The sequence below is a fragment of the Bartonella sp. PS7NMGDW genome (assembly GCF_042193585.1).
Classification (GTDB): Bacteria; Pseudomonadota; Alphaproteobacteria; order Rhizobiales; family Rhizobiaceae; genus Bartonella; species Bartonella grahamii.
The window spans coordinates 1-11370 of record NZ_JBHILX010000022.1 but is presented as its reverse complement, the minus strand read 5'-3'; the positions used below and the strand labels follow the sequence as shown (position 1 = coordinate 11370).

Genomic DNA, 11370 nt, shown 5'->3' with positions numbered 1-11370 from the left:
TGTGAATTTACCCCATACAAAAGGGCGTCTCACCATTGCAATGGACGGCGATGATGCGGGTCGTAAAGCAGGTTTTAACCTCGCTGCGCGTACCTATAGCCAAGGCTTTGAGGTTTTTATCATGCAAGCTCCAAAAGGAACGGATTTTAATAACGTATTACTTTCTCAAAAGAAGGAACTATGAAAGATAGTAATTTACAAAACAATAATGAAAATACCCCCGTCAATGATAACGATAATGCTTGTTTACGGTTGGAAAAGATTTATTGTTGTTAGAAGGGAACGATCCGCTGGGACGCAGTTTGCAGGATTCTGGCCTGCTGCACACGAAACGCTGCGTGCCCAAGAGAGATTAATGCAAGCGTCAAAACAAAAAGCGATAGAAGTCTGGGCGCATTAGGCTGGCATGGAAGTCCCATGTCGCATGGGGCAGCTTTATGCTGCATCTGGCAGAGGCAAAGAGACTTTTTCTTTTAGTTATGACCAAACTTGGCTGAAGAGCGGGCATAGCCAGCTGTTTGATCCAGATTTGCAGCTTTATTCGGGGCTGCAATATACTCGGGAGGATCATGACAATTTTGGCCTTTAGGTACTGGTAATTTTTTAATTAAAAGCAGTTGCTTTTAATTAATTTAGGTGGTACTGCGAAAGTAAGCAGATATCCTCGTCTATATAGTTTTATTGGGATTATGTTTTATCAAGGGTAATTCTGTGCTGGAAAATTTATAGCATGTTTAAATATAAGGGGGAGGCATGAGTCATAGTTTTTTCGATATCGTAAATAATCCTGCATATAATGAAAAATCGTTGGCGCTGGTAGTCGCTGGGACTGCTGAGATAGCGCGGAATGTCATAGATTCACTAATTAATGGTGGTTATTTCGTAGTTTTTACATGGTTCAGTAATGAAACCGCCGTTAGTGATATGAAGCATCGGTACCAAAGTGCTGTCTTGCCAGTTCGCTTGGATTTGACATCCGAGCAAGACGTCGTGCAGTTTTGTGCTGCCTTAGAAAATGTTAGAATTGAGATAGCTATCTACTGTGCTGGTTATAACCCAGCATGTTTGTGCGATGAGCTGGAACCCGAAAATATTAGCGCCATTACTCGTCTTAACTATCTGTCAGCCGTGCTGATTTTCAATATGGTAGTCAAAACGATGAAGCAGTATAAAGAAAATGAGACCAAGCTGGTGTTTATCAGTTCGGTGGCCGCAAAAAAAATCAGAGTGGGTAACTCTTTATATGGCTCGACGAAGGCAGCTATGGAAAGATATCTCTCCGGTCTTGCACTGGAAATGGGCCGATTCAATATCAGAACGCTGTGCTTAAGTCCTGGTTATATCAAGACGAAAATGCTTAAGAATTATTGTGCGAAAGAAGGAAAAAGTATTGCTAGCATAGAAAAAACCATCCCAATGAGGAAAATGTTGGCTACCGAAGATGTTGCGAATGCTGTCAATGCGTTTATTAACGGTAAAATTATTACTACAGGCGTTTCATTAACGATCGGGAATGGTGAGGGGATTATCTAATGTATATTACAACAATTAGCCAGATTTTTAAAGATGTCATGTATCTTGATGAGTCAGAAGAGCTTGATCCGCACAAGTCGCTATTCTCTGATTACGGAATGACTTCGATCGATTATATTGATTTTGCCTTCGAGTTAAAAAAGCACTTCAAGGTTGATGTTAGTCCTGAAAGCCTTTGGCCGGTAAATAAATGGGCCACTACAGAAGCATTTTACTCATTTGACACCAAAGAGTGGACTAGCGAAGGTGTTGCTAAAATCAATGACCTGCTGGGGTTAAAAGAATATGAATCGATTGATAAGAAAATCCAGTTTAAAGAACTCTACTCCTATTTCACGCTGAATTATATCAACCAGCGTATATCAGTTTTAAAGCGCAACTAGCATGACGGAAAGGGTCTATATAAAAAACTATGGTGTGTATCAGCAATTCGCGCCTAATAGTGCAGCGCTGAGCCAGCTGCTCAGTATTGCGGATGACATTAATCCTTGTGATATGGATTATTACCACTTTTCGACACCGTCTATGATAGACAAGAAGCTGGTCAGCAGAGAAGACCGCTCAGTGCTGAATGATATGTCAAAAATGGTAATTAATGCGCTGATAGATTTTCAAAGTAAAGATTGCCTGGCGGAGTATGCAAAAGCCTTTCTATATACTGCATGCGATAGCGAAGAGTCCAGCCTTAACTCGCTTTTTGAAATTTGCCGTAAATATAAGGACGATGGTTCAGTCTGGAAGCATATCCAGCAGTATAAGGAGATGAATAATCCTCTGGATATGTTGCGATTTTTGCCAACAAATGTGTTGTATCACATCTCAAAATTGTTACTTAATCATGAGGAAGGTACGCCGTTACGTGCCGCATCATTAAGTGGCCTAGTTGCATTGAAATTGGCCTATGCTGACATTGCTAATATAATTGCAAAAGAGCGAGCGATGGTTGTTAGTGCAGCAAATATGCTGACCTTCGATAGTCTGGCTGTCTTTAAAAAATTTGGTGAAATTCGACAAAGTGATAAAGATATTTCTGGTATTATCCCCAGTTGGGGGGCGGCCGTAATGTCTTTAGACAATAACAGTTGCGATGCGCTAGCTGAATTAATCTCTGTGACTATTCGTTATTGCCCTAAAGTCAGATTTGAAGAACGGGACTGGGAAAGCCTATTGAGTAAACAACGAACGCAACAAGGGGAACCTGATGTTATTGTTAGTTATAACAACGGTATTTGTACGCAACAAATAGCTGAATATTCAGCGCTAGAGAAATTTTTTCCAGGGATACCGATTGTTAACTATAAATCTAAAACTGGGTACACTGGAAAACTCAATAACATACTGGATATTTTATGCTGTCTTAATGATCCTGCTATTCCTTCGGGGGCCCGGGTTATGCTGACTGGAGCGGCTATCAATTATGGTATCGGAAATATTTGGATAATTAAACACTGAGGGAAGGTTTACAATGAATACCCATTTTGATGCAGATACATTATGTATTAGTGCATATGGGGCTGTTACGCCATTAGGCAGCCACTTGGATGAAATTCACGCCTGCTTTATGCGTGAGAAAAGTGGTATACGGAAGATTAAAAAATTTGATCACCAGTATTTTCAAACTCATGAAGCTGGGATTCCTATAGAAGGTAATGAGTTGCTACGCTGGCCTAAAAAAAAATCCTTCAGAAACGGCGAGCTTTTTTATGCGGGTTTAGCAGCAAAGAGACTGCATGAACGACTGCATTTGCAGGAATATTATCCAGCAGAAGATATTGGCTGTATTGTAGGGATTGATGAACCGGCAATCGATATTGAAAAGTGTATCGGTTTTGCGGATAAGGTTCCCGCCGACGCGGATAAGCAATACTTGGTCGATGTCATGCTAGAACATTTTAGAATTAGTGAGTTTCTTGATCTCGATACAACTGCGGTTCTAAAAACGATACATGAAATTATCCCGTTTGCGGGCCTCAGCTTTGCCCATCTAGGCCTTTGTTCTGCATCAACGCAAAGTATCGGCCTCGCGATGCGAGCCATCCGCAATGGTGAAGTTAAAGCGGCGATTTGCGGCGGTGTTTCTGCGAAAGTCACCCCGCTAAATCTTGCGCGATTAGAAGGAATGGGAGTGATATCGACTGATCAAAACTACAGTGGACCACGGCGTTCGCGGCCTTTTGACCGGCATCGTAGCGGATTTGTTTTAGCGGAGGGCGCAGGTCTGTTTGTTATTGAAAAATTATCTAACGTATTGGCGCGGCAGCGTGAGCCGTTGGCCTATTTATTGGGTTACGGCGGTGCACTTTGCGCACAGCATATTGTAGCGCCGCATAAAGATGATCTCGAAATGCAACTGTCGATGGAGCGGGCCATCGAACATGCGGATGTTGACCGTACCGCTATTGATTTTGTGAATACACATGGGACATCGACACTACAAAATGATCAGCACGAAGCCAGTGCAATCAGAACGGTTTTTGGCGCGCACAACCCGGCGATTGTGGCGACAAAATCTTGGCACGGGCATCTGATTGCTGCTGCCGGTGCGATGGAAATTTTGTGTGTACTGGTTTCTTTTCGGAACAATGTTTTGCCCAAAATTTTGAATTGTGATGAAATCGATCCTCAATTGCCCGCTGGTATTGCGCTTGTGAGGGAGCATCAGTACCGACCGCTTAAATACGCATTGAAAAACTCATTTGGTATGGGCGGTGGCGCAAGCAGCTTGGTTTTAGGGAATCCACAATATCTGTAAGGGGCACCCCATGCTAACAATATATTCCTTATTAGAAAGAAACTGGCAAGTGATTTGTCATCACAGTCATTATTCGGCAGAGGATGTCAGCATGATGACAAAAGGGTGTGCAGATACCGTAGTTAGATATTGTCGTGATCGCCCGCAAGGGGAGCAAAATAAGCTGTTTGTTTTTGTGATTAGAAATAATTTCGAAGGCCTGATTAGCTATTTTGTTGCGTCTGTGCTAAAATTGAAAGCTTGGATCGTCAGTATTCATGATTTAGACATTGTTGATATACTGGTTGATGCCGATTGCATTGCGGCTGTTGTAATGAGCCATGAAGTCAGGGATATTAGTATCATCAGTCACCGGATTAATATCGCGTTTGATCACTGTCTTTCAACTGTGAACGAAAATCTGGCTGATTTTACAGCATATCCGTGCGCGCATTTCTATTTTTGTACCTCCGGAACAACCAGTAAACCCAAGTTGATTCAATATCATGAAAATATTCTGATTGAGAATGCCATCGCGGTGAGCCAATCTCTTGGACTAAGTAATGAAGATTGCTCATTGTGTTATTTCCCAGTGCAGTATATGTATGGTCTCTCTACTATGCTATGTGCCTTCTTATCGGATAGCAAACTGGTATTTGAAAAATTTCAAATAAGTAATATTGGTGAACTCGTTTCGCACTATAGAATTACCAACTTGCCTTTAATCGGTGACTGGATGCTGGCAGTAAGCGACATTTTTACCAAAAGCCGAATCCATGTGCAAAATATCTTGAATGCATCCGACCGTTTGCTCACCGTACAAGCATCGGGTATCCTCTCATCATGTACGACGTTATGGAATAACTTCGGTCAGACCGAATCCGGACCGCGCTTGTTTCATAATAAGATCTGCTCGCTACGCGATATTGAAAGAACCAGTAAATATGGCGTTGTAGCGCCGGGTAAGGCTTTGGTGAGTGATATAAAAATTGATTTGCGCCCCATTGATCGGGCGGATGCTTCTGATTCAGTGCGCCGTATGTTTTATAAAACGCCTTTCGCGTGTGATGGTTATGTTGATAGTTCCTTGCAATTAAAGCCGCGTGATGAATGGTTTGATTCCGGCGACCTGTTTGTTAAAGATGAATCCGAATGCTATTACTGGATAGCCAGAGCCGTTAATGAATTTAAACACAATGGTAAGTTTATCCCAGTTCAACTGATTTCAAATGACATTATTAAGTATGCCGGATGTTTAAGGCATTACTTTTCAAAAGCACAGAACGGCGATCTTTATCTCAACCTTGATATGTCGGTAAATAGTGAGCAGGTTAAAGTCGTTACTAAACTATTGACTGATAAATGGTATCAGTATGCATTTAAAGTAAATATCAGAAAAATTGCCACGACAAATACAGGGAAAATAAAATGTACCGTGTAGATAAAGCTCATGGTATGAGCAGAGTGTATGTTAATCGCCGTGCAAACAATTATCTGTGCATTGTGAGCCATTCTTTTTATACCTATTTTTTAGCTATTGACAGGCTTCATCGTTATTTGCCTGTATCGATGAGGCGTACATCGAGAATGATATTGCACCGTGAAATGGCGAAGGTGCTTTTTGTCGATATATTTAAACGGATTCTGCCAGATGTAAAGATGTCACACAGTTCTGTGAGCCATGGACGGAGTGAAAGTATTATGTTGGTTAATAACGATCCGCGGATTCAGTCTGTCGGGGTTGATATCGAATTTATTGAGAAAAAAAAACTACCGAGGCCATTTATGCTAGATTACTGTGAAAAATGCGCGGACTTTCCAGCAGGGCAGGTGCTGGACAATCGGCTATGCACCACGATATTTAGCTGCATGGAGAGCTTGTATAAGGCATTATGCGCCATCTCGGCGTGTACTTTTGATATAAATGATTACTTTTTAGTTGAACATGAGAGGACGCGATGTGTTTTTCGGTACGTTGGGAATACATTTGTGTTTAAAGGGATGACGTTTATTTGTAACTGCTATTATCTTTGTCAATCTGTGATAACCGTTGTTTTGCTGGATGCATGTTTGCAATCAATTATTTTAGATGACCTCTTATATGAAGACGTAACCATTTCTATACCCAGTTAGTTTTTAACGAGTTTATGGTAATGCCATAACTAGCTTTATTTAGAGGAATATGTGATGAATGATTTACTGGTAAATATCACCCCTGAGCACTATGAAAGGTATGCTACTGAAGGTACATCACCGTGGAATGCGTATTTGATGGAAAGAATTCTGGAAGAAGCATCTGGTGTTACTTCTGCGAAGAAAAAAATTCTCGATATTGGCATGGGAACTGGCCACATGCTTTTCAAGCTTTACCGCTCCCAAAAACTCACAGACTATTTCTTTTACGGGGTTGATATTGATCCCCGTATGGTTCAGTTCTGTGTTAAAAAATGTACCGAGTTAAAATACCAGCATGCATTCAACATCATTGAAGCCAGCGTCAGCAATTTACCGTTTCCCGATAACTCCTTTTCAATGATTTATGCCCGTTCCGTAATTCATCACTGGGCTGAACCTAAAAAAGGATTACAGGAGTTGTGCCGTGTTTTAGATCGCGGCGGTTGTATTATCATCCATGAACCCCTAGCGGATGCAGAAGAAACAGCACTGGGTGTTTTTAACCAATCACGTCGTGAATGCGGTGTGGCAGCTATGTCCACAGAAGAAAAATTTACATTAGCCGGTATCACCGATCTTTTATATGGCTGCGATCTTAGTGAGATGAGCTGGACAGTGAGACGTGGAGAAGGTCTAGCAGCTCTGGGCTGTGAAATTTTCATTAAAAAGGTCTGAGTTATCATGGATTATTTCTGTGCTGAAATGTATGCAAAAATGCAACCACGTATAACGGCAATAACTGGCTGCCATGCACTCGATTACATTGCTTTTCGCGATTTGGTTAGGATAAGTACACGCGTTTATTCGACCACTGGTGATAGTGTTTCTTTGACTCAACTGGACTCTGCGGCTGAACACTTACCCATGCTGCTTGGTGCTACAAGCGGCACCACCGGGGCGATGAAAATGGTCAGCGTTCGTCTAAAATCCAGTAAGGAAGCGGTCAGCTCATCAGAGCGTAATTTAATTCGTAACCTGCGCGCGCGGCAATTTTTTTCCCCAGGGGATGTTGTTGGCAACCTGTTTACGATTAATCTGTTTTCATCTTTACACTACTTGGCGTGTGAAATTGTAAAACATTGCCGTGCACATGTCGTGCCGGTTGGCAATATTTCCCTGCTGCTGAAGAGTCATTTCGAGTTTCTGGCTGAAATACGGCTCTCGGTACTGTTTGGCGTGCCCAGCACCATCGTTCAGTTCGTTGAAGCCATGCTCAGCCTTGGGGTTCCACTGGCAATTAAAAAAGTGGTCTTTACCGGTGAATCGATGCTGGGTGTGCATGAAAACTATCTGCGCGAGATGCTGGGCGCCGATCTGCGGATAATTGGTTTATATGGTTTGTCGGAGTGCGGTTTCATTGGTATGTCCGCCGAAGGGCGGCTTAATCGGTACCTGCTCTTCAGCGATGATTTCTTCTTTGAATATGAAGATAAGAGAGGACTGCTAGTGACATCGCTGGATCCCGATGCCTCGCGCAAACTTATCAGATACTCCGTGGGCGATATGGGCACATTATCCGTTGAAAATGGTGACCTCTATTTTGAAGGTATTAAACGCAATGCTGTTGATTTTAATTTCATGGGAAATTTGATTAGCCATGAAAAAATATTCAAAATTATTAATCGAAGGTTGCCCGATGTGATTGTTCAAATTGTATTGTCTTTATCCGCGGATAGACAAGAGATTATGGATATTAAAATCTGCCGCGAAGTATTTCACAACCTTGATTTGTCCAAACTAACTGAGGAAATCTATCATTTGCCGGATATTTATGAAGCCTATATGAAAAAGCGCGGACGTATTAATGTAACCATCGTCGAATATAGCGATTTGCTTTTCTCATCCAGAGGGAAATGCCTGCTAGTTTATGACGCAAGGGAGTCCTGTAATGCAACTTGATAATTTGTGTAATGAAATTGTATCAGGGAATTCGCATACGATAAATTTCAACATCAGGTTTTATAGCGTGTCACCGGAGCAGCAGGAGTAAATCATGTCAGATGATGTTATTGATAATTATGATTTAGATAATAACGCATTGTTTATTCGTGGATGTAATTTGATTGATATTGCCGATGAAAACCGTTATTTGCAGAACGCATGGTTTGCACTGACCGGCAACCTTCTTAATGAAGAACAGATGGATCGGCTGATTCAGAATGCTAACGCCGAACTGCAAAAGACGAACCCTACAGCCAAACTGCAGGCGATGCATCAACTGATCAATGTATTGCCATCTTTGAGTTTAACGCAGCGATTTATGATGTTATTATCGCAAGTTGAGGTTTCGGCGGCTCAGGGTAAGGTCATGGCTCCTGTAAGCGACGGTAGTTGTCTTAAAATTATCTTGCTGATGCCGTGGATTATTGCATTGGCGCAATCTTCCCAACAGTTTTCCGATTTGCCGGAGATCGAAAATTGCAATACCTTTGAGCGTGCTTTTTGGTTAGCATTAACTAGCAAGGAAGCTTCTTCCGACTGGGATATTGATATGCTTTGCCGGTGCATGTCTCTACTGCTGGGCGGGTTTGGTATTGTGACACCCACAACCGCCACGATAAGATTTATTGCCAGTACCAAGAGCGACGTCATTTCTGCACTAATCGGTGGGTTTTGTGCCACTGGCCCTGCGCATATGGGAGCCTGCAAATATGCTATCATGCGACTTTCTAGTGTCCTCCATGAGATTGAAGCCGGGAATCTTGAGGCGGCGGTAACGCATTATTGCAAAGACAAACCCTGGCCAGGGTTTGGTCACCCGATTATGCAACGGGATGTCCGGGTTGATTTCTTTTTTTCACGCTTTCAGGTGCCTATGCGCCCCTTCAGTTCGCTTGCGCGATCTATTTCGGACAATACAGGACTGCAACCCAATGTAGATTTTCTAATTGCAAGCATCATGAGCAAACATCGGGCTTCTCCTGAGCTGGGATTGTTGGCTTTTTTCGTTTGTCGTATGCCGATACTTCTCGCGCACTATCAAGCGCGGTTTAGTGCTCATTCCTTCGGTTTATCATCAAAGGATTTAAGAAAAAAATATAAAAAGGTCCCCAAATTATGGCTATAAAGCATCGCACCGAGCCAAATTTCTTGGGGATATGTCAGAGTATCACCTTAACCGCACCGATGCGTGCTTGCGGGCAAATCGATATTTCTCACTGGAATTTAGCCCATAACTATTTGAAACAGGGCTTGTTACTCGAAGCCTTGCATCAGTTTTCAGTTCGATTCGCCACCGTGGTGACTAAAAACTCGGATCTTACTTATCGCTATCTCCCTGTTATGGTTGAACAGTTTTTCTCTACCACCCATTTTGATAACGATCGGTTACGCGTTGAAGGACATATTGAACGCATTAATGAGGCCTACCGTATTCACTGTAAGGCCAGCCCATACGGCAATGGCAGGGCCGTTATTGCGCAGGCAATCATCATGGTCAGTAAGGTCTACTTCCTTGGCTCGTGTTCTGAGAAAGCCGCTCTTCCATTACTAGGCGATTTATGTAAGATTTCCTCCGTAACTGGAGATTCTTGTACTTTTTCCTTTAATGCGCATCACCCGCTTTTTGAGGAACATTTCCCCTCCCGCGCCGTATGTCCTGGTTCACTATTGATTGAGATGGTTCTGGCTTTAGCCACGCAGGGTAGGACGAAAAATATCGCATCTGTTGCGCTGAAAAAAGTAAAGTTCATTGAAGCAGTTTATCCGGGAGATACCTATCAGTTGACCATTAAACAGGATACAAAGTGTGAACCGGGTGGCGTTTTTTATATTCATACGGAAACTAAAAAACGAAGCACTTGCGGTAAGTTTTCTATCAAATATAAAAAGGAGGATGCGCCATGTTTAACATAATAATCTCTTTTATTCCGTGGAGTATTTACTCCTGGGTTATAAATGGAAACTTTTTAACTCTGGTCGAACGCTCTCTCATCTTAACTGTGATTTTATTGTTCATTATTGCTCTGAATATTAAATTTATCCGACAGGGAGAACCCGTGATGATTACGAACATTCTGACATTTATTGTCATGTTTGTTAATTATTTCGCTGGATGGTCTACACTTTTACTGAACTACCCCATAGTTTTTTGCTATCTGTCACTTGCTCTGGTTTCATTGATGAGCTTGCTGGTAAAGAAACCCTTTACCATTTTTTATGCTCCTGCTGGTGTTTCTGAAGAAAAACGCAAACATATCCTATTTTATCTCATCAATAAATATATTACATGTATTTGGGTAATCATCTTTTTTGCCAATGGTCTTCTAGTGGCTTTTTTTACATGCTCCCCCCAGATTTTGTTGGTCACTATGGGTTTAATTTGTGCTGGTATTCTTTTTTCTAAATATCTTCCTAACATCATGCAATATTTTTATCGCATCAAACATCATGGAGCATAATATGTCATTGTTTAACATTCTGACTGGAACTCCTTTATGGGCCTGGATTTTGCTTATTTTTCTCATCGCGAGGGGAATAATCGCATTGAAAGATAGGGAAATGAAGGTTAACCGCCTTTTTCTCTTGCCGTTAGTCTTTCTTTTTTTGGGCGCAAGCGATGTGATTAAAGAGCTGGCGTTCCCGCGCTGGGGAGCAATCTCAATGTTGGCAGGGCTGATGATCGGCGTTGGCGTTGGCTGGTTGCTCTGGCGTGCCACTCCGCGTTTAAAAATCAAAGAGGGAACGGATTTAATTATTCGGCATGGTACGCCGTTGACGCTGATATTTATTCTTATCGCTTTTGTCATCAAATTCACATTGATTGTTTTTCTCAATATTGAACCTGATTTGAAATATGCATTTGATTTTAACCTTCTTTTTGGTCTTTTAAGTGGGTTCACTGATGGTGTGTTTTGGGGCGGCACATTAAATTTATATATAGCATTTCGAAAGAATCCAAATTAATCCCTATACCATTAGCTGTGGGTGCT

At 41.9% G+C, this 11370-nt stretch carries 14 protein-coding genes; all 14 read left to right on the top strand.

Translation table 11 applies throughout. The features are described 5' to 3' along the window. Positions 1-184 (top strand): toprim domain-containing protein (locus ACFIKJ_RS08155; RefSeq protein ID WP_375670452.1); only part of this gene is annotated, 184 nt, incomplete at its 5' end. Between the two features lie 42 nt (positions 185-226). Beyond that, positions 227-400, top strand: a complete 174-nt coding sequence (locus tag ACFIKJ_RS08150) for a hypothetical protein (protein WP_375647723.1) — start codon at positions 227-229, stop codon at positions 398-400. A gap of 353 nt (positions 401-753) precedes the next feature. Continuing rightward, complete coding sequence (locus ACFIKJ_RS08145) at positions 754-1533, top strand: SDR family oxidoreductase (RefSeq protein ID WP_375670451.1); 780 nt, start codon at positions 754-756, stop codon at positions 1531-1533. Further along, on the top strand, positions 1533-1916 hold the full coding sequence (locus tag ACFIKJ_RS08140) for an acyl carrier protein (RefSeq protein WP_051406045.1): 384 nt from the start codon (positions 1533-1535) through the stop codon (positions 1914-1916). The genes ACFIKJ_RS08145 and ACFIKJ_RS08140 overlap by 1 nt, the downstream gene beginning before the upstream one ends. 1 nt (position 1917) lies before the next feature. Next, the gene (locus ACFIKJ_RS08135; protein WP_375642553.1) at positions 1918-2985 is read left to right on the top strand and encodes a hypothetical protein; all 1068 of its coding nucleotides are present in this window, start codon (positions 1918-1920) and stop codon (positions 2983-2985) included. Between the two features lie 13 nt (positions 2986-2998). Next, entirely contained in the window at positions 2999-4285 is a 1287-nt protein-coding gene (locus ACFIKJ_RS08130; RefSeq protein ID WP_375642552.1) for a beta-ketoacyl-[acyl-carrier-protein] synthase family protein, read from the top strand. Positions 4286-4295: 10 nt separating this feature from the next. Next, positions 4296-5705 carry an AMP-binding protein gene (locus ACFIKJ_RS08125; RefSeq protein ID WP_375642551.1) on the top strand — a complete coding sequence of 470 codons (1410 nt, stop codon included), beginning with the start codon at positions 4296-4298 and terminating at the stop codon, positions 5703-5705. Then, positions 5693-6397 carry a hypothetical protein gene (locus tag ACFIKJ_RS08120; protein WP_375642550.1) on the top strand — a complete coding sequence of 235 codons (705 nt, stop codon included), beginning with the start codon at positions 5693-5695 and terminating at the stop codon, positions 6395-6397. Before ACFIKJ_RS08125 ends, ACFIKJ_RS08120 begins: the two co-directional genes overlap by 13 nt. A gap of 138 nt (positions 6398-6535) precedes the next feature. Continuing rightward, positions 6536-7114 carry a class I SAM-dependent methyltransferase gene (locus ACFIKJ_RS08115; protein WP_375670450.1) on the top strand — a complete coding sequence of 193 codons (579 nt, stop codon included), beginning with the start codon at positions 6536-6538 and terminating at the stop codon, positions 7112-7114. A gap of 6 nt (positions 7115-7120) precedes the next feature. Then, positions 7121-8338, top strand: a complete 1218-nt coding sequence (locus ACFIKJ_RS08110) for an AMP-binding protein (RefSeq protein ID WP_375670449.1) — start codon at positions 7121-7123, stop codon at positions 8336-8338. A gap of 94 nt (positions 8339-8432) precedes the next feature. Beyond that, entirely contained in the window at positions 8433-9506 is a 1074-nt protein-coding gene (locus ACFIKJ_RS08105; RefSeq protein WP_375642547.1) for a citrate/2-methylcitrate synthase, read from the top strand. A gap of 170 nt (positions 9507-9676) precedes the next feature. Further along, positions 9677-10294: a hypothetical protein gene (locus ACFIKJ_RS08100; RefSeq protein WP_375670448.1), complete on the top strand. Its 618-nt coding sequence runs from the start codon at positions 9677-9679 to the stop codon at positions 10292-10294. A 146-nt stretch (positions 10295-10440) separates the two neighbouring features. Next, positions 10441-10839, top strand: a complete 399-nt coding sequence (locus ACFIKJ_RS08095) for a hypothetical protein (protein WP_375670447.1) — start codon at positions 10441-10443, stop codon at positions 10837-10839. Between the two features lies 1 nt (position 10840). Further along, positions 10841-11344: a hypothetical protein gene (locus ACFIKJ_RS08090; protein WP_375642544.1), complete on the top strand. Its 504-nt coding sequence runs from the start codon at positions 10841-10843 to the stop codon at positions 11342-11344. The last annotated feature ends 26 nt before the right edge of the window (positions 11345-11370 follow it).

What these genes read in the sequence shown, in the direction of transcription:
- ACFIKJ_RS08145 (WP_375670451.1), top strand. Translation starts at nt 754, where the DNA reads ATGAGTCATAGTTTTTTCGATATCGTAAATAATCCTGCATATAATGAA.
- ACFIKJ_RS08125 (WP_375642551.1), top strand. Translation starts at nt 4,296, where the DNA reads ATGCTAACAATATATTCCTTATTAGAAAGAAACTGGCAAGTGATTTGT.
- ACFIKJ_RS08105 (WP_375642547.1), top strand. Translation starts at nt 8,433, where the DNA reads ATGTCAGATGATGTTATTGATAATTATGATTTAGATAATAACGCATTG.
- ACFIKJ_RS08130 (WP_375642552.1), top strand. Translation starts at nt 2,999, where the DNA reads ATGAATACCCATTTTGATGCAGATACATTATGTATTAGTGCATATGGG.
- ACFIKJ_RS08120 (WP_375642550.1), top strand. Translation starts at nt 5,693, where the DNA reads ATGTACCGTGTAGATAAAGCTCATGGTATGAGCAGAGTGTATGTTAAT.
- ACFIKJ_RS08115 (WP_375670450.1), top strand. Translation starts at nt 6,536, where the DNA reads ATGGAAAGAATTCTGGAAGAAGCATCTGGTGTTACTTCTGCGAAGAAA.
- ACFIKJ_RS08090 (WP_375642544.1), top strand. Translation starts at nt 10,841, where the DNA reads ATGTCATTGTTTAACATTCTGACTGGAACTCCTTTATGGGCCTGGATT.
- ACFIKJ_RS08095 (WP_375670447.1), top strand. Translation starts at nt 10,441, where the DNA reads ATGATTACGAACATTCTGACATTTATTGTCATGTTTGTTAATTATTTC.
- ACFIKJ_RS08135 (WP_375642553.1), top strand. Translation starts at nt 1,918, where the DNA reads ATGACGGAAAGGGTCTATATAAAAAACTATGGTGTGTATCAGCAATTC.
- ACFIKJ_RS08150 (WP_375647723.1), top strand. Translation starts at nt 227, where the DNA reads ATGATAACGATAATGCTTGTTTACGGTTGGAAAAGATTTATTGTTGTT.
- ACFIKJ_RS08140 (WP_051406045.1), top strand. Translation starts at nt 1,533, where the DNA reads ATGTATATTACAACAATTAGCCAGATTTTTAAAGATGTCATGTATCTT.
- ACFIKJ_RS08110 (WP_375670449.1), top strand. Translation starts at nt 7,121, where the DNA reads ATGGATTATTTCTGTGCTGAAATGTATGCAAAAATGCAACCACGTATA.